This window comes from Bacteroides neonati, assembly GCF_000499785.1.
GTDB lineage: Bacteria > Bacteroidota > Bacteroidia > Bacteroidales > Bacteroidaceae > Bacteroides > Bacteroides neonati.
Window position 1 is genome coordinate 21,983 of the sequence record NZ_HG726021.1, and the last position, 19,098, is coordinate 41,080.

Annotated in this window: 19 protein-coding genes; all 19 read left to right on the forward strand. The window is 39.2% G+C overall.

Annotation, left to right across the window (positions count from 1 at the left end; translation table 11 throughout):
• Window positions 1-267: 267 nt before the first annotated feature.
• The 19 genes from TY03_RS09180 to TY03_RS09265 all read left to right on the forward strand — a co-directional run bounded on the left by TY03_RS09180 (window position 268) and on the right by TY03_RS09265 (window position 19,098).
• Window positions 268-1,371 (forward strand): linear amide C-N hydrolase, encoded by a 1,104-nt coding sequence (locus tag TY03_RS09180; RefSeq protein ID WP_052332448.1) that lies wholly within the window; start codon window positions 268-270, stop codon window positions 1,369-1,371.
• A gap of 154 nt (window positions 1,372-1,525) precedes the next feature.
• Complete coding sequence (locus TY03_RS09185; protein ID WP_222860401.1) at window positions 1,526-2,644, forward strand: DUF1214 domain-containing protein; 1,119 nt, start codon at window positions 1,526-1,528, stop codon at window positions 2,642-2,644.
• A gap of 30 nt (window positions 2,645-2,674) precedes the next feature.
• Entirely contained in the window at window positions 2,675-3,466 is a 792-nt protein-coding gene (locus TY03_RS09190) for a hypothetical protein (RefSeq protein ID WP_042370138.1), read from the forward strand.
• 55 nt (window positions 3,467-3,521) lie between these two features.
• Window positions 3,522-5,246, forward strand: a complete 1,725-nt coding sequence (locus TY03_RS09195; protein WP_042370139.1) for an amidohydrolase — start codon at window positions 3,522-3,524, stop codon at window positions 5,244-5,246.
• A 206-nt stretch (window positions 5,247-5,452) separates the two neighbouring features.
• Window positions 5,453-6,334 carry an alpha/beta fold hydrolase gene (locus TY03_RS09200; RefSeq protein ID WP_042369434.1) on the forward strand — a complete coding sequence of 294 codons (882 nt, stop codon included), beginning with the start codon at window positions 5,453-5,455 and terminating at the stop codon, window positions 6,332-6,334.
• Window positions 6,335-6,620: 286 nt separating this feature from the next.
• Window positions 6,621-7,640, forward strand: a complete 1,020-nt coding sequence (gene tsaD, locus TY03_RS09205; RefSeq protein ID WP_042369436.1) for a tRNA (adenosine(37)-N6)-threonylcarbamoyltransferase complex transferase subunit TsaD — start codon at window positions 6,621-6,623, stop codon at window positions 7,638-7,640.
• A gap of 32 nt (window positions 7,641-7,672) precedes the next feature.
• Window positions 7,673-8,905, forward strand: a complete 1,233-nt coding sequence (locus TY03_RS09210) for a CinA family nicotinamide mononucleotide deamidase-related protein (protein ID WP_042369438.1) — start codon at window positions 7,673-7,675, stop codon at window positions 8,903-8,905.
• Window positions 8,906-9,026: 121 nt separating this feature from the next.
• Window positions 9,027-9,287, forward strand: coding sequence for a 50S ribosomal protein L28 (rpmB, locus tag TY03_RS09215; RefSeq protein WP_042369440.1), 261 nt, complete (start codon window positions 9,027-9,029; stop codon window positions 9,285-9,287).
• A gap of 18 nt (window positions 9,288-9,305) precedes the next feature.
• Complete coding sequence (gene rpmG, locus TY03_RS09220) at window positions 9,306-9,494, forward strand: 50S ribosomal protein L33 (RefSeq protein WP_002560155.1); 189 nt, start codon at window positions 9,306-9,308, stop codon at window positions 9,492-9,494.
• Between the two features lie 15 nt (window positions 9,495-9,509).
• A complete protein-coding gene (locus TY03_RS21830) occupies window positions 9,510-9,668 on the forward strand; it encodes a DUF4295 domain-containing protein (protein WP_002560156.1) in 159 nt (52 codons plus the stop codon).
• A gap of 249 nt (window positions 9,669-9,917) precedes the next feature.
• On the forward strand, window positions 9,918-10,877 hold the full coding sequence (gene ftsY, locus TY03_RS09225; protein ID WP_042369452.1) for a signal recognition particle-docking protein FtsY: 960 nt from the start codon (window positions 9,918-9,920) through the stop codon (window positions 10,875-10,877).
• A complete protein-coding gene (gene rimO, locus TY03_RS09230; protein WP_042369455.1) occupies window positions 10,874-12,172 on the forward strand; it encodes a 30S ribosomal protein S12 methylthiotransferase RimO in 1,299 nt (432 codons plus the stop codon). The genes ftsY and rimO overlap by 4 nt, the downstream gene beginning before the upstream one ends.
• A 7-nt stretch (window positions 12,173-12,179) precedes the next feature.
• Complete coding sequence (locus TY03_RS09235) at window positions 12,180-12,470, forward strand: HU family DNA-binding protein (RefSeq protein ID WP_042369457.1); 291 nt, start codon at window positions 12,180-12,182, stop codon at window positions 12,468-12,470.
• Window positions 12,463-13,743, forward strand: coding sequence for an HU family DNA-binding protein (locus TY03_RS09240; RefSeq protein WP_042369460.1), 1,281 nt, complete (start codon window positions 12,463-12,465; stop codon window positions 13,741-13,743). Before TY03_RS09235 ends, TY03_RS09240 begins: the two co-directional genes overlap by 8 nt.
• 261 nt (window positions 13,744-14,004) lie before the next feature.
• Complete coding sequence (locus TY03_RS09245; RefSeq protein WP_042369463.1) at window positions 14,005-15,000, forward strand: AAA family ATPase; 996 nt, start codon at window positions 14,005-14,007, stop codon at window positions 14,998-15,000.
• Between the two features lie 56 nt (window positions 15,001-15,056).
• Window positions 15,057-15,926 carry a DUF58 domain-containing protein gene (locus TY03_RS09250; protein WP_042369465.1) on the forward strand — a complete coding sequence of 290 codons (870 nt, stop codon included), beginning with the start codon at window positions 15,057-15,059 and terminating at the stop codon, window positions 15,924-15,926.
• Window positions 15,927-15,933: 7 nt separating this feature from the next.
• A complete protein-coding gene (locus TY03_RS09255) occupies window positions 15,934-17,007 on the forward strand; it encodes a membrane exported protein (RefSeq protein WP_042369467.1) in 1,074 nt (357 codons plus the stop codon).
• 44 nt (window positions 17,008-17,051) lie between these two features.
• Window positions 17,052-18,035 carry a vWA domain-containing protein gene (locus tag TY03_RS09260; RefSeq protein ID WP_042369469.1) on the forward strand — a complete coding sequence of 328 codons (984 nt, stop codon included), beginning with the start codon at window positions 17,052-17,054 and terminating at the stop codon, window positions 18,033-18,035.
• A gap of 34 nt (window positions 18,036-18,069) precedes the next feature.
• Window positions 18,070-19,098: a VWA domain-containing protein gene (locus TY03_RS09265; protein WP_042369471.1), complete on the forward strand. Its 1,029-nt coding sequence runs from the start codon at window positions 18,070-18,072 to the stop codon at window positions 19,096-19,098.

The following is a 19,098-nucleotide window of genomic DNA, read 5'->3' on the forward strand; positions in this document are numbered from 1 at the left end:
CAAATTTCCTAATTATACGCATTGCAAAAACGATACAAAAAAAGAACAGTTCTTAGTGAATTGTTATTTTAATGATAGTGTAATATAAATGAAACGGCTTGTAAATAATATATATACAGTTTCTTTATAGACAAAATCTATTAAGAATGAGTCAAAAATAATACTTGTCGATTAATAGAAAAAAAACTGCTTTTATGAACTTTATTTTGTATGGATTTGTTTCATTAAGTAGGTCTCATTAATTATAAACCATTAAAAAACAGTTTTATGAAAGGAAAACATCTAACGCTATGTTTTTTTGCTATCTTTATGCTAAGTACTCAGGGTGTTTTCCCTTGTACTGGTATTTTTCTTAAAAGTGAAAAAAATGAATATGTTCTTGCCCGCACAATGGAGTGGGGTACATTCAACCTTGACTCAAAGTTGGCTATTATACCAAGAGGTGTATCTATGATTGGCGAAACTCCAGATGGCAAAACAGGAAAACAGTGGACGTCACGTTACGGGGCGGTAGGTATATCACTCGCAAATGCACCTATACTTGGGGAAGGAATCAATGAAAAAGGTTTGTCAATGGGAGTCTTTTACTTTCCCGGATATGCCAGTTATAAGCCATTCGATAAAAGCGAAGCCGCTAAAGGAATTTCTGTGCTTCAATTAGGTACATACCTTCTTACACAGTTCTCAACAGTTGATGAGGTGAAAAAAGGACTCTCTGAAATAGTCATTGTACCGATGATTTGGGAATCGATCAATTCAGTTCCTCCTGTACATTGGAGAATTGCCGATAAATCGGGAAAGGTAATTGTTCTTGAAATTATTAATAATGGCGAAGTGAAAGTGTATGATTCTGAAATAGGAATTATAACCAATTCACCGACATACGACTGGCAATTAACAAACCTTCGCAATTATGTAAATCTTCATTCGGTTCCTGCCAATGATAAAGAGGTAATGGGTGTTCTCAAGTTGTCTCCATTTGGGGTTGGCTCCGGCTTTTTAGGTATTCCGGGCGATTTTACCCCTCCATCACGATTTGTACGTGCCACTGCTTATTGTGCTACTGCTCCTGCTTTGTCGGATGCATATAAGTTGATGAGTCAGGCCTTTGTTATTCTTGATAATTTTAATATTCCTATCGGTTCGGTATATCCCTATCATAAAGCTCCTGATCTTCCATCATCTACGCAATGGACAAGTGTAAGCGATGTTACTAATATTGAGTTTTATTATACAACTTACTTCAACCGACAGATTCGGAAACTTGATTTGAAAGCGATTGATTTTGGAAAGGTTAAGCTTCAGGTAATACCTTTGGATAGAGTAGAAAAGCAAAATATAGAAGAAATTACTATTCATGCGAATAAGTAGTTACCTTTAGATTCGACAGGTTTTCTGTGGTAATGTCTTGATTTTCGAAGATCTTATTCGATAAATCACTTTTTTGATTATTGAATAAGATCTTTTATACTAACTGAATTAGCAAGTACTTTCAACTACTGATTCGCATTAATAATTGATTGATATGAAAAAGCTCAAGCTAAGCATTTTAGCACTATTGACTTTATTGAGTTCTGGTGTATACAGCCAAGAAACCAAGAATCAAAAAGAAATGATTGACCTAACGGTTAATACGTTTTGCAAACCTCGTAAAGAAAATACGGAAAAGTTGTACGAACAAATCACTCTTTCCAACGGCAAACAAAAAGTAACTATTGATAATTTTGTTCGTGCTGAGACGGACAACTATTTCAAAATAAGAACGGATGACGGTTGCTTTGGTAAACTGTGTCATAACAGCGGACCAGCAGATGTTACACATCAGTCGATTATCCGCACCAATCGAGATACAAGGTATTCCTACGGTATTTTTGATCTAAGTAGTCCACTGACTATTACATTGCCCGACACCAAAGGACGATTTCAGTCAATGATGGTTATCAATGAAGACTCTTACATTCGTGTGTTTTATGAGCCCGGATCTTATACATTTACAAAAGAAAATACAGGTACCGAGTTCATTCACATAACCATCAGAACGTTGGTAGACCCCAATAGTGCAGAAGATAATGAAATAGTATCTGCAATACAAGATGCTATTATTGTTGAACAAGCAAATACGGGTAAATTAGATATTCCGGATTGGGATCAGGAAAGTCTTACCAAAACTCGTAACCTACTTTTAGCATTGGCCAAAGATTTACCCAACAGCAAAGCGGCTTTTGGTACAGAGTGGGAAGTAACCCAAGTACGCCAGCTCTTGGGTACAGCCGGCGGTTATGGCGGAAATCCGGAAAAAGATGCCATTTATCTCAATTTTAATCCACCTAATGATGATGGGGTAACAGCATATACTTTAACCTTGAAGGATGTGCCTGTTGATGCGTTTTGGTCTGTTTCACTATACAATGCAAAAGGCTATTACGAGGTGAATAAGTACAATAGCTATAACTTTAATTCTATTACATCCAAGAAGAATGCAGACGGCAGTGTGACCATACATTTTGGGGGAGATCCCAATCAGCCTAACTTTCTATATATCATGAAAGGATGGAATTATATGATACGGCTGTACAGACCTCGCCATGAAATACTCAATGGTACTTGGAAATGTCCTGAGCTGGTAGAAGTGAAAAATAATTAAGACGATACTATTTGTAAAATGAATAACAAAATGAAAATCAATTATCTACTTGTTATTATGTTGGTTTCTGTGTCAGCCAAGCTTTATGCGCAGGAAGATGCTGCGGAATTAGCAAAAAAACTGTCAAATCCTGTTGCAGCATTGGTTAGCGTTCCTCTACAAAACAATATGGATCTGGGTATTGGAGTACTCAAAGGGGGGCGCTATACCTTAAATCTTCAGCCGGTCATTCCATTTACCATCAGTAAAAAAGTCAATTTGATTACAAGAATAATTGTACCTATTGTATCACAGTATAATGTTAGTGGCTCTTCCGCTGTAGAATCAGGCATATCCGATATTGTAGCCAGCGCTTTCTTTTCGCCTATTAACAGTACTGACAAAATAACCTGGGGAGTTGGACCGGTGCTTTTGCTTCCAACCGGAAGTAATGAATTTCTTACTGCTAAGAAGTTAGGCGTAGGACCAACAGCAGTTATACTCCAGCAATCCGGAGGATGGACATATGGAGCGCTTATAAACCAGATATGGAGTATTGCAGGATCATCATCAAGGAGTGATATAAGCCAGATGTACATGAATCCATTTATCAGCCATAACTGGAAAAGTGGTGCAGGTATAACTGCGAATATTGATTGGACTCAAAACTGGAAAGATAATACAGGTAGTGTAACATTAACAACTATGTTCTCGGGAGTAACATCGTTTGGTAAACAAAAAGTGAGTATAGGCGTTGGTCCTCGTTTTAACTTGTACGCACCTACTGCCGTTAAGTCAAAATTTGGTTTGCGGGCAACTCTTATATTTTTATTCCCGAAATAAACAGGCAAAAACTAAAATGAATTCTAAGTACAAAAAACGAAAAAAAATAAGTATTATGAGAAAAATTAATTTGTTTTTATGCGTTCTCAGTTTATTGAGTGTAATAAGTTGCCAACAGAAAGTTAAAAAGGATGCAGCTGCCGATGCCATTTATATTAATGGTGATATTATTACAATGGAAGGTGATAGTGCCAATTATGTTGAAGCTGTTGCACTAAAAGATGGTACGATTATGTTTGTCGGCTCTAAGGGGGAAGCTGAGAAGTTGAAAGGCGATAGTACCAAAATAATTGATCTGCAAGGCAAAACATTACTTCCGGCATTTTTAGATGGTCATGGACATTTTTACAACGTTGGTTTTACATCTGCTTGTGCCAATTTATTGCCTCCTCCCGATGGACCCGGCCAGGATTATGCCTCTATTATTAGTGAGCTGAATAGATATAAAGACACTGAAGACGGCAAGTTAATGATACAAAAGTTTGGCTGGATTATCGGTAATGGCTACGATGATTCGCAGCTATCCGAGAAAGATCATCCCAAGGCAACTGATTTGGATAAAGTAAGCACCGAAATTCCCGTCATGATCGTTCATCAGTCGGGTCATTTAGCCGTAATTAACACTAAGGCAATGCAGCTTTTGGGTTATAATAAAAGTACAAAAGATCCAAAAGGGGGAACGTTCAGAAGAAATGCTGATGGTACACCCAATGGGGTACTCGAAGAAAATGCCGCATTTGCTGTGTTATTTACGGTTTTAGCAAAATCAGATGCTGAAATGGCGGATAAATTTATAGAGAAGGGGCAAGAAGAATATGCAAAAAAAGGATATTTAACAGCACAAGACGGACGAACAACCGTGGAGCAAATGGAAGCTTTAAAGTCGGCTGCCGATAGAGGGAAATTTTATCTTGATGTTGTTTCCTATCCTGATATTACATTAGGAACAGAGTGTATGAGCGATGATTATTACAGCCCCCAACATACATACAAAAATAGGTATCGTATTGGTGGAGTAAAGCTCACATTGGATGGGTCACCTCAAGGAAAAACAGCCTGGCTAACGCAATGTTACCATGTAAATCCAGCCGGTCAGAAGGGTTGTTACACTGGCTACCCGGTTATGAGTGATGAAAAAGCAGATGAATATGTTGAACTGGCATTTAAAAATAAATGGCAAATTCTTTGCCATACCAATGGCGATGCTGCCATCGATCAATATTTGAAAGCTGTAGAAGATGCCGAAAAAAAATATGGTTACGATGACCACCGTACGGTTATTATTCATGCTCAGACCTTACGAAAAGATCAAATACCGACACTAGTTAAGTTGAAAATACTTCCCTCTCTTTTTCCGATGCACACTTATTATTGGGGCGATTGGCACGTTGAATCTGTTTTGGGTGAACCAAGAGCTGACTATATTTCGCCTTGTAGAGATGTGATTGATGCCGGACTGACGATAACGTCACATCATGATGCACCGGTAACCTTTCCCAATTCGATGCGTGTTCTGGATGCCACTGTTAATAGGGTCACTCGAAGTGGTAAAATTCTAGGTCCCGACCAGCGAATCACACCTTACGAAGGCCTTAAAACATTAACTGATTGGGCTGCTTATCAGTATTTTGAAGAAAACTCAAAAGGTACACTTACGGTTGGCAAATTAGGAGATTTGGTTATATTAGATAAAAACCCTTTAAAAGTTAACCCTTTAGAAATCAATAAGATTGAAATTCTTGAATCGATAAAAGAGGGAAATACAGTTTATAAAAAATAATCGTGAAGATTTAAAACTGTAAGACCATTTTGTGTTGAAATGCATCATCCTATATTTCAGGTTAATAAAATAGGGAAACTCTGCCCTATTTTATTAACTTGTTTATATGCACAATACAATTTGTCATTTTTTTTATTACAACATCTCTTTTTAAATTTTATTTGAAATGAAGAAGCACGAACTATTAACCACTAAATATCAACGTCATGAAAAAAGTACTCATAGCTTCACTGTTGCTCGTTTTTATAACAGCTCTTACCTTTGCGCAGAATTTAAAACCTGAGAGACAACTTATTAAAAACGGAAATAATCAGATAGAAATTTTTGTTTATGGTCAGGGTGATGTAAGTTTAATTTTGGCAGCTGGAAATGGTCGTCCTGCAGCGCAATTTGAGGAATTGGCTACGGCTATTGCAGCAAATGGCATTCAAGTAATTACTTATAATTACCGCACTTTAGGTGCAAGTACCGGAGTGATCGAAAACATTACGCTGCATGATTATGCAAACGACTTAATGGCTATTGTAGACAATTTAAAGCTAACAAAAGTATATTTGGGAGGAAAAACTTATGGAAACCGCGTTGTAAGAACTGCATCTCAAGATCATTCGGATAAGGTTGCAGGGGTAATTTTGATTGGTGCAGGTGGCGATGTTAATCCATCCAAAGAAACGATGGAATTATACAAGCAATACACTGATCCCAATATAAGTAAAGAAGAGTGGATGAGGTTGCAAGGGTTGTTGATGTATGCTCCTGGAAATGAAAATTTGGCGAAAATAGATGCTGAACAGGGTGAATTTCCAGTTCTGGCAGGCGAACAGGTGAAGGCTAGTAATAGAACACCCAAAGACGAGTGGTCAATGGGAGGCATTGCGCCAATGTTGATTCTTACTTGTTTGGATGACAGGGTTGCATTGCCGGAAAGTGCTTTGAGTATTGCTAAAAAAAGGCGAAATACTTGGCTCGTTGGCTTGCCGAATTGCGGACATAATATGCTGAATGAACGTGGTGATGATATCAAAGAATTGATTGTGAATTTTATCAAGAAGACACCTTCTGATGAGATAAAGGCAGCAAAACCATAACAATATAAATATATTTTGTCGTGCTATTTATTTATGCTCAGATTTCGTTTGCTTGAAAGAATGATATCTCTAATTTTCTAAAATCAAGATTCATATTTCAATTGCTGATTCGCATAGTAAAGGGTAGTCTAGGCTACCCTTTATATTTTGGGTGCTTGCATATACAAGTTGTTTTTCATTGTCAGTTCAATATATTGAACTTTATCCAATAATGCTTTTTAAAAGAAAATATTGCTGTGAATCCTACTTTTATCATTACTTTTGCACCGTTAAACATCAAAAAAATATGAGTACAATAATTCTTGGAATAGAATCTTCTTGTGACGACACATCGGCAGCCGTTATCAAGGATGGTTATCTGCTGTCGAATGTGGTGTCTAATCAGGCTGTGCACGAAGCATATGGCGGAGTAGTACCCGAATTGGCTTCGAGAGCTCATCAGCAAAATATTGTTCCGGTGGTGCACGAAGCGCTTAAACGAGCCGGAGTAACCAAAGAGGAATTGAGCGCGGTCGCTTTTACACGTGGTCCGGGGTTGATGGGTTCATTGTTGGTTGGAGTTTCCTTCGCCAAAGGTTTTGCCCGTTCATTAGGTATTCCGATGATTGATGTTAATCACTTAACAGGGCATGTGTTAGCTCATTTTATTAAAGAAGAAGGTGAAGATGATAAGCAACCGAAATTTCCTTTCTTATGCTTGTTGGTATCGGGTGGTAACTCACAAATTGTTTTGGTAAAAGCTTACAATGATATGGAAATTCTGGGGCAGACCATTGATGATGCCGCAGGAGAAGCTATTGATAAATGCTCTAAAGTAATGGGACTTGGCTATCCGGGTGGTCCTATTATCGATCGATTGGCTCGTCAGGGCAACCCGAAGGCTTATTCCTTTAGCAAACCACATATACCGGGGTTGAATTATAGCTTTAGCGGTTTGAAAACTTCTTTTCTCTATTCATTGCGCGACTGGATGAAAGATGACCCCGATTTTATCGAGCATCATAAAGAAGATCTGGCAGCTTCGTTGGAGGCTACAGTGGTCGATATTCTGATGGATAAGCTTCGGAAAGCTGCCAAGCAATATAAAATCAATGAAATCGCAGTAGCGGGAGGTGTTTCGGCCAATAATGGTTTGCGCAATTCGTTTCGTGAGCATGCCGAAAAATACGGCTGGAACATTTATATTCCTAAATTTGGTTATACGACCGATAATGCGGCTATGATTGCCATTACCGGAAGTTTTAAGTATCAAGATGAAGATTTCTGTACCATTGACCTTCCGGCCTATTCACGCGTTACACTTTAATTCATCGCTTTTACACATAAAACGTTAGATTTATGTTTGCTGAGATAATAACCATTGGCGATGAGCTCTTGATAGGGCAAGTTGTCGACACGAACTCTGCTTGGATAGGTAGAGAGCTAAACAAAGTAGGTATTGAGGTGATTCGCGTAGTTTCTGTACGCGATCGTTCCGATGAAATAATTGAGGCCATAGATGCAGCGATGCATCGGTCGAGTGTTGTGCTTGTAACCGGTGGACTAGGTCCGACCAAGGATGATATAACAAAGCAAGCTCTTTGCGATTATTTTCATACCGAATTGGTTTTTAGCGAAGAAATTTTTGAAAATGTTAAGCGGGTCTTGCCTGGTAGAATCCCGATGAATGCGCTCAATAAGAGCCAAGCAATGGTTCCTAAAGATTGTTTGGTTATCAATAACAGGGTCGGAAGTGCATCGGTGAGCTGGTTTGAGCGCAATGGTAAAGTGTTGGTTTCTATGCCGGGCGTTCCGCAAGAAATGACCACGGTGATGAGTGAAGAGGTTATTCCTCGCCTATCGGACAAATTTCGAACGGATGTCATTGTACATAAAACATTTACGGTAAAGAATCAGCCCGAGTCGGTACTGGCCGAGAAGCTGGAGTATTGGGAAGCAGCTTTGCCTTTATGTATTAAGCTGGCTTATTTGCCTAAACCGGGGATTATTCGTTTGCGGTTAACCGGTCGCGGTCAATCGAAAGAGGAAATTAAATCATTGATAGATGATGCAAGCGTGCGGTTAAAAGCAATACTTGGTGACGATATCTTCGATGAAGAAGATGCCCCCCTCGAAAGAATTATTGGAGACTTGCTTAGAAAAAAAGGAATTACCTTATCAACAGCAGAAAGTTGTACAGGTGGTAGTATTGCCGCCCGGTTGACATCTGTGGCGGGAAGTTCGGATTATTTTAAAGGAGCCGTTGTGGCTTATGCCAATGAGGTTAAAACGAGTTTGCTAAATGTTTCTCCACAAACGCTCGCAGAGCAGGGAGCAGTTAGCGAAAAAACGGTGATCGAAATGGTGAAAGGCGCGATGAATACGCTTAAAACTGACTGTGCTGTAGCTACATCGGGCATAGCCGGACCCGGTGGAGGAACGAACGAAAAGCCGGTGGGAACTGTCTGGATTGCTGCTGCTTATAAAAATGAAATACGTACGATGAAACAAGATTCGAATCGTGGACGTGAGATGAATATAGAAAGGGCAGGTAATAATGCGCTCTTACTTCTTCTTGAGCTGCTGAAATGAATAAATATTGCTGTTTCATAACGAATTATTTTAGGAATTACTTGTTTTATATCGATAAAAGTGCTTACTTTGCGCTCTGTTTGAAATAAGTATAGATAAAAACTATAAAAATAAGATAGAAATGTCGAAGATTTGTCAAATTACCGGAAAGAAAGCCATGATTGGCAACAATGTTTCACACTCAAAAAGAAGAACAAAAAGAACTTTTGATGTGAACTTGTTTAACAAAAAGTTCTACTATGTAGAACAAGAATGTTGGATCAGCCTTAGCCTTTGTGCTAACGGTCTGCGTTGTATTAATAAGAAAGGACTTGATGCTGCTCTGAATGATGCAGTAGCTAAAGGCTATTGTGATTGGAAAACTATTAAAGTAATCGGATAACGTAGAGGAGAAACAACTATGGCTAAGAAAGCAAAAGGTAATAGAGTACAGGTGATTCTGGAATGTACAGAACACAAAGACAGCGGTATGCCGGGAACTTCTCGTTATATCACAACGAAGAATAGAAAAAATACAACTGAGAGATTGGAGTTGAAAAAATACAATCCTATCTTGAAGAGAGTTACAGTACACAAAGAAATTAAATAATAATAGTATAACCCCATGGCAAAGAAAACAGTAGCAAGTTTGCACGAAGGCAGCAAAGAGGGCCGTTCTTACACTAAGGTTATCAAAATGGTTAAATCTCCCAAAACAGGAGCTTACATTTTTGATGAGCAAATGGTTCCTAACGAAAAAGTACAAGACTTTTTCAAAAAATAATAGGGTTATAGCGAGGCTATAATCAGCAAAATCCCCTCATTGTTTTTCAATGAGGGGATTTTTTTGTCCTTTTACAAAACCAATATATTTATTGGGGTGTGGTGCATGTATGTATCACACTGTTAATTACGTACGCTTGTGCGAGTTAAGTACCTTTTTTTATTTCTTATTTTGTTGACGGGTTTTTTTAGTTTTTCATTACTTTATTCTATCTTTGTAGCATAATGTATATTACAAATAATAGTTATCATGGGATTTTTTAGTTTTTTCTCGAAAGAAAAGAAGGAAACTTTAGATAAAGGATTGTCTAAAACCAAAGAAAGTGTGTTCAGTAAGATAGCTCGTGCAGTGGCCGGTAAGTCTAAAGTGGACGACGAAGTGTTAGATAATCTGGAGGAGGTGTTGATTACTTCGGATGTAGGTGTAGAAACAACGCTGAAAATTATTAAACGTATTGAAAAAAGAGCATCTGACGATAAATATGTAAATACGCAAGAGCTTAATACCATTCTTCGTGATGAAATAGCAGCATTGTTGACCGAAAATAACTCGGACGATGTGGCTGATTTTGATATTCCCATCGAAAAGAAACCCTATGTAATCATGGTGGTGGGCGTCAATGGGGTAGGCAAAACAACTACCATTGGAAAATTGGCTTATCAATTTAAGAAAGCCGGAAAGAATGTATATCTAGGTGCTGCCGATACGTTTCGTGCAGCTGCTGTGGAGCAGTTGGTTATTTGGGGCGAAAGAGTGGGAGCACCTGTTATTAAGCAAAAAATGGGTTCGGATCCGGCTTCAGTTGCTTTTGATACGTTAAACTCAGCCGTGTCTAACAACGCCGATGTGGTTATTATCGATACGGCCGGCCGTTTGCATAACAAAGTAGGTTTGATGAATGAGCTTACTAAAATTAAGAATGTAATGAAGAAAGTGGTACCTGATGCACCGAACGAGGTGTTACTGGTGCTCGATGGTTCAACAGGACAAAATGCTTTTGAACAAGCCAAGCAGTTCACATTGGCCACCGAAGTATCGGCTTTGGCTATAACCAAACTTGATGGAACGGCTAAGGGCGGTGTTGTTATCGGTATATCCGATCAGTTCAAGATTCCCGTAAAATACATCGGACTGGGTGAAGGAATGGAAGATTTGCAAGTTTTCCGTAAAAAAGAATTTGTTGATTCGTTATTTGGAGAGAACGCATGAAAAGAAAAACAATAGATATAATCACCCTTGGGTGTTCAAAGAACCTAGTCGATTCGGAGCAGTTGATACGACAACTCGAAGAGGTAGGATATGATGTAGCTCACGATTCGGAAAATCCTGTCGGAGAAATTGCCGTTATAAATACCTGTGGCTTTATTGGTGATGCAAAAGAGGAATCTATCAATATGATTCTGGAGTTTGCTCAAGCCAAAGAAGAGGGTGCATTGGAGAAACTATACGTTATGGGATGTTTGTCAGAACGTTATTTGAAGGAACTGGCTGTCGAAATACCTCAGGTGGATAAGTTCTACGGTAAGTTTAACTGGAAGGAACTATTGCAGGATTTGGGTAAAGCTTATCATGACGAATTGCATATTGAGCGCACGCTGACAACCCCGAAGCACTATGCGTATTTGAAGATATCGGAAGGCTGTGATCGGAAATGCTCGTATTGTGCTATTCCGATTATTACGGGTCGCCATGTGTCTAAGCCGATGGATGAGATTGTGGATGAGGTAAAATACCTGGTGTCACGAGGTGTTAAAGAGTTTCAGATCATTGCGCAGGAACTGACGTACTATGGAGTAGACCTTTATAAAAAACAAATGCTCCCCGAATTGATAGAGCGTATATCGGATGTTCCTGGTGTAGAATGGATTCGTTTACATTACGCCTATCCGGCTCATTTTCCTACCGATCTGTTTCGGGTGATGCGTGAACGCGATAATGTTTGTAAATACATGGATATCGCCTTGCAGCATATCAGCGATAATATGTTAGATCGTATGCGTCGCCAAGTTACAAAGGAGGATACATACCGACTGATCGAACAATTCCGTAAAGAAGTACCCGGTATTCATATTCGTACAACGTTGATGGTAGGTCATCCCGGAGAGGCGGAAGCCGATTTTGAGGAACTGAAGGAGTTTGTGCGTACAGCTCGTTTTGATAGAATGGGGGCTTTTGCCTATTCGGAAGAAGAAGGTACTTATGCTGCTGCGCAATACGAAGACGAAGTGCCTCAAGATGTTAAGCAAGAACGATTGGATGAACTGATGTCTATTCAGCAAGGTATATCAGCCGAAGTGAGTGCTGCCAAAGTTGGACAACAGATGAAGGTTATGATCGATCGCATTGAAGGAGATTATTACATCGGTCGTACCGAATTTGATTCTCCCGAGGTAGACCCCGAGGTGTTGATTCAGCGTGCTGATGTAACATTGATTTTGGGTAATTTTTATAAAGTAGAGATTATTGATTCGGATGATTTTGACCTTTTTGCTAAGATAATATAGGAGGATTATGAATAATAAGGAATTTACTTCGGAGCTTTCGCGCAGATTGGGATATACCACAAAAGATATATCCGAGCTGATGGTAACGGTTTTGTCTGAGATGACTCAACAGCTACAGGAGGGAAATGTAGTGACAATACAGAATTTTGGCTCTTTTGAAGTGAAAAAGAAAGCCGAACGTATTTCTATCAATCCTATAACAAAGCAACGAAGGCTGATTCCTCCTAAATTGGTTCTGACCTATCGCCCCAGCGGATTGCAGAAGGATAAGTTTAAAAAAAGCTCTGATTATGAATGAAAGATTTTATATGCAGGATCTTGTAGACTTATTGGTCGGTAAACACTGTATGGATAAAAAAGATGCAGATGCATTTGTGAAAGAGTTTTTTCTTTTGATAGAAGAAGCTCTTGAGTATGATCGCTATGTGAAAATCAAAGGATTAGGTACCTTTAAACTGATTGATGTAGATAGCCGTGAGAGTGTTAACGTAAATACGGGGGAGCGCTTTGAGATACAAGGGCATACCAAGGTATCTTTTACTCCGGATACAGCATTGCGCGATCTGATCAATAGGCCTTTTGCGCATTTTGAAACGGTTGTTTTGAATGAGAACACTATTTTAGAAGATACTCCTATAGACGAATCTGACGATGAAGCAGAAGAGGAGGTTGAAGAGGAAGCAGTGGAAGAGATCACTCTTGATCCAATAAATGAAGAAATAGCTTCTTCGGAAGAATTACCTTTGGAAACCGTTGCTGAGGTAGCGGTCAATAGTATTTCGGATACTCTGCCTGACCCACTTCCTGAGGTGGATCCAGAGGTTGTAGCCGAAGAGATGGTTAGCGAAGCTGTAATAAATGAAGTGTCGTCACAAGAACAACTTTCTGTTGAGAAGGGAAGTACGTTGACTGCAGAACAAATAATAGCACTTGAACTGCAAAAAACATCTTCAATTAAATCGGTTAGTTCCGAAAAAGGATCTATAAAACCGGTGGTAATGAAATCTCCTGCGGGCAAAAAAGAGATTCAGAGCAGAGGTAATTCACCAACTTCTTATCTTATTGTAATCATACTGCTGACATTACTGCTGTGTGGTGGTGCTATATTATTTATGTACTATCCGGATTTATTTGTTTCGGATACGAGTAAAGAAGTGCCATCGACTACTGTGGCACACCCTGTCGCAAAAAAGGAGGTATTATTGGATACGATGGTTGTCGTAAAGGATACAGTTGCCGAAAGTATACCTGAGACAAAAACGCTTCCGGTGGAATCGATAGATGAAAAAAATGAGCATAAAAAGGAGGAAGCAAAAACGGAGACAAAGACAAGCACTAATGTGAAACCTGCAGTTCCGGTAAAGCCTGATTCTTTGACGTATAAAATCGTAGGCACTAAGGCAACTCATGTAGTACAAGAAGGCGAAACGCTGACACGTGTTTCTTTGCGCTTCTATGGAACAAAAGCTTTTTGGCCCTATATCGTGAAGTATAATCAAGATATTATAAAGAATCCCGACAATGTGCCCTATGGAACCAAACTAAAGATTCCGGAACTTGTTAAGAAATAATTTATTTACCACCCGAGTATATATAACCGTATATATTCGGGTGGAGTTGTATTAGAGCGATTGTTTGTTTTCGAAATGTTATGCAACTATTAAACCATATAAAAGTACCTTAATCTAAAGGTTTCGAATTGTTTTTTAATAAAAATTAATTGCAATCGTTAATTATAAGATGTACTTTTGGGACAAATTAAAAAGCCTTACAATAGTTGCAGAGGCTATTCACTTATTTGTGGTAATTAAACAATATAATATTAAGTATTTATGGCTGAATCAATTGACATCCGCGAACTGAATGAGCGGATTGAAAGACAGAGTGCTTTCGTTACCAATTTAACAACAGGCATGGACCAGATCATTGTTGGTCAAAAGCATTTAGTAGAGTCGCTGCTGATCGGACTTCTTTCCGATGGACACGTATTGCTAGAGGGTGTGCCTGGCTTGGCAAAAACATTAGCAATCAAGACATTGGCTTCGTTGATTGACGCGAAGTACAGTCGTATACAGTTCACTCCGGACTTGCTCCCTGCCGACGTAGTCGGAACCATGGTATATAGCCAGAAGGACGAATCTTTCCAAATTAAGAAAGGACCTATCTTTGCGAATTTTGTATTAGCTGATGAAATAAATCGTGCACCGGCCAAAGTGCAAAGTGCATTGTTGGAAGCCATGCAGGAACGTCAGGTTACTATTGGTAAAGAAACTTTCCTATTGCCTGAGCCATTTTTGGTATTGGCCACTCAAAACCCGATTGAACAAGAAGGAACATATCCGCTTCCCGAAGCACAGGTTGACCGTTTCATGTTGAAGGTAGTGATTGATTACCCGAAGTTGGAAGAGGAAAAGTTGATTATCCGTCAGAATATCAGCGGCGCCAAATTTGATGTAAAGCCTATCTTGAAAGCCGAGGAAATATTGGAAGCTCGTAAAGTCGTTCGTCAGGTATACCTGGACGAGAAAATTGAGCGTTACATTGTCGATATCGTATTTGCTACGCGTTATCCGGAAAAATATGATCTGAAAGAACTGAAAGATATGATCGGTTTTGGTGGATCGCCACGTGCATCTATCAATTTGGCTCTGGCAGCTCGTACTTATGCTTTTATCAAACGTCGAGGATATGTAATTCCCGAAGATGTGCGCGCAGTGGCTCATGATGTATTACGTCATCGTATTGGTTTAACATACGAAGCCGAAGCTAGCAATATGACATCCGACGAAATTATCAGCAAGATTTTGAATAAGGTTGAAGTGCCTTAGTTTTTATTGAGAATGAATAATCCTCAATTATTAATTTTCAATTCTCAATATAGTAAATGGAAACAAGTGAAATATTAAAGAAGGTTCGTCAGATTGAAATCAAGACGCGCGGATTATCCAATAATATCTTTGCAGGCCAGTATCACACGGCTTTCAAAGGTAGGGGTATGGCCTTTTCCGAGGTGCGTGAGTATCAGTTTGGCGATGATATTCGCGATATTGACTGGAATGTAACAGCTCGTTTCAATAAACCTTATATTAAAGTTTTTGAAGAAGAACGCGAATTAACCGTCATGTTGATGGTCGATGTTTCCGGTAGTTTAGAGTTTGGTACAGTCAAACAACTCAAGAAAGATATGGTAACAGAGATTGCAGCAACCCTTGCATTCTCTGCTATTCAGAACAACGATAAAATTGGCGTTATTTTCTTTTCAGATCGGATAGAGAAGTTTATTCCGCCTAAAAAAGGACGCAAGCATATTCTTTTTATTATTCGTGAACTGATTGACTTTAAACCGGAAAGTCGTCGAACTAATATACGAATGGCTTTGGAGTATTTGACCAATGTAATGAAAAGAAGATGTACAGCGTTCATTCTATCGGACTTTATCGATCAGGAGAGTTTTAAAAATGCGTTGACTATTGCTAACCGGAAACATGATATAGTAGCTCTACAAGTTTATGATAGGAGGGTATCCGAACTTCCTCCTATTGGTTTAATGCGCATAAAAGATGCTGAAACAGGTCACGAACAGTGGATTGATACTTCATCAAAAGCTGTACGTCGTGCACATCATGATTGGTGGACAAGCAAACAGGAGCAATTGAGCGAAACGTTTACGAAAAGTAACGTCGACTCTGTATCTGTACGAACAGATGAAGACTATGTAAGGGCATTACTCAATTTATTTGCTAAACGAAATTAACGGAAAGATGAATAGAAATATAATTCTGATAGCATGGCTACTTTTATCATCGAGCAGAATGGTAGCACAATCTGTTACGGTCGAGGCAAAGATTGATTCATTACAGATACTCATCGGTGAACAGGCAAAGATAAAGCTGCAAGTAGCAATGGATGCGAAGCAGCGAGCTGTTTTTCCTGTATATCCGGATACATTGGTACGGGGAGTAGATGTTGTAGAAACGGCCAAGCCGGATACGCAATATCTGAACGATCGCCAACGGTTATTGATCACGCAAGAGTATACGGTAACTTCCTTTGATTCGGCTCTGTACTATTTGCCGCCCATGACGGTAACAGTCGATAATAAAGCTTATCAAACGAAAGCACTTGCACTGAAAGTTTATTCGGTGCCGGTTGACACTCTTAAACCAGATCAGTTCTTTGGTCAAAAGGCGATCATGAAAGCACCTTTTGCCTGGGAGGATTGGTATGGTTTAATTGCTTGCTCACTTTTGGTTATTCCATTGTTGGCTTTGCTGATCTACTTTATTATTCGTGTAAGAGATAATAAGCCTATCATCCGTAAGGTGAAAGTAGAACCTAAACTTCCACCTTACCAGATGGCAATGAAAGAGTTCGAACGTATTAAAACAGAGAAAATATGGCAGAAGGGGCGTCCGAAGGATTATTATACGGAGCTTACCGATACCATTCGTACTTATATTAAAGAACGCTTTGGTTTTAATGCACTCGAAATGACCTCTTCTGAGATTATTGATAACTTGATGGAAATCAAAGATAAAGGAGCTATTTCGGATTTAAAAAATCTCTTTCAGACTGCCGATTTAGTTAAATTTGCTAAGCATGATCCTCAAATGAATGAAAATGATGCGAATTTAATCAACGCCATTGAGTTTATTAATGAAACGAAGCAACCTGAAGAAGAAAATGCGAAGCCACAACCTACAGAGATTACCATTATCGAAAAGCGTTCGTTACGCACCAAGGTATTGCTTATCTGTGGCATTTCTTTACTTTCTGCAGCACTTGTTGGAACGTTTGTATACATAGGAATGCAGCTATACGACCTCTTTGCATAACCATAGGAGGCATTTGAATCGTTAATAGTTAAATCATAAAAAAGATGGTTTTTGCCAATATTGAATATTTATTTTTATTGCTGTTGCTTATACCTTATATCGTATGGTATATTCTTAAACGGAAGAGAATTGACGCTACGCTTCAAATTTCGGATGCCCGGGTATATGCACATACACCTAAGAGTTATAAGAACTACTTGCTACATGCGCCATTTGTGTTGCGTATACTGGCACTGATATTAATCATTGTAGTGCTCGCTCGTCCGCAAACGACCAATAACTGGCAAAATAGCGAGATCGAAGGTATTGATATCATGTTGGCTATCGACGTGTCAACAAGTATGTTAGCTGAAGACTTAAAACCCAATCGATTGGAGGCTGCCAAAGAAGTGGCTGCCGAGTTTATCAATGGTCGTCCTAATGATAATATCGGTATTACACTTTTTGCCGGCGAAAGTTTCACCCAATGTCCTCTTACAGTAGATCATGCTGTATTGCTGAACTTGTTTCAAGGTATCAAATGCGGTACTATTGAGGATGGTACGGCCGTAGGTATGGGTGTTGCCAATGCAGTAACCAGACTAAAGGATAGCAAGGCAAAGTCTAAAGTGATCATTTTGCTGACCGACGGAACCAATAATAAAGGAGATATTTCTCCATTAACGGCCGCCGAAATAGCCAAAAGCTTTGGTATTCGCGTATACACCATTGGAGTAGGTACGAATGGTATGGCACCATATCCGTATCCCGTTGGAAATACGGTTCAGTACATTAATGTTCCGGTCGAAATTGACGAGAAAACATTGACCGAAATCGCCGGAACAACCGATGGAAATTATTTCCGTGCCACTAGCAACTCTAAGTTGAAAGAAGTATATGCGGAAATTGATAAGCTCGAAAAAACAAAGTTAAACGTGAAGGAATACAGCAAACGCCAGGAAGAGTATCGCTGGTTTGCTTTGGCTGCCTTCTTATGTATCTTGCTTGAGGTACTGTTGCGTAACTCTATTTTGAAAAAGATACCTTAATGATAAGATTGTAAATCGATAAATTACAAAGAAGATGTTTCGATTTGAGGAAATTACATATTTATATCTGTTGCTGTTATTGCCGTTTCTGGCAGCTTTCTTCCTGTATTCTAATTTTAAGAGAAGGAAAGCTATCCGACGCTTTGGTGATCCGCAATTGATGGCACAACTAATGCCCGACGTTTCTAAATATCGTCCGGATGTGAAGTTCTGGCTAGTATTTGTAGCTATTGGTTTGTTTGCAGTGTTATTGGCACGTCCGCAGTTTGGATCTAAATTGGAAACGGTAAAACGTAAAGGAGTGGAGGTTATTATAGCACTGGATATCTCTAACTCAATGTTGGCACAAGACGTTCAACCCAGTCGTTTGGAGAAAGCTAAAATGCTGATGTCTAAACTAGTCGATGGCATGGAAAACGACAAAGTAGGTATGATTGTCTTTGCTGGAGACGCTTTTACACAATTGCCTATTACTAGCGATTATATATCGGCCAAGATGTTTCTTGAATCCATTAATCCCTCATTGATCTCCAAACAAGGTACGGCTATTGGAGCGGCTCTTAATTTAGCTGCACGTAGTTTTACACCACAAGAAGGGGTTGGTCGCACTATCATCCTAATTACCGATGGTGAGAATCATGAAGGCGGAGCTGTTGAAGCCGCTAAAGCTGCAGCCGAAAAGGGCATTCAAGTAAATGTATTAGGGGTTGGCTCGCCCGATGGCGCACCTATTCCTATTGAAGGAACAAATGATTTTCGTCGCGATGGCGATGGGAAGGTCGTTGTGACACGTTTGAACGAGGCTATGTGTCAGGAAATAGCGAAAGACGGGAAAGGTATTTATGTGCGGGTTGATAATACAAATTCGGCACAGAAAGCTATTATTCAAGAGATCAATAAAATGGCGAAAGCTGATGTCGAGTCAAAGGTATATAGCGAATTCAATGAACAATTTCAAGTCATTGCATGGATTATTTTGCTGTTATTGTTGGCTGAGATGTTGATATTGAACCGCAAGAATCCGTTGTTTAAGAACATTCACCTGTTCTCTAATAAGAAGTAA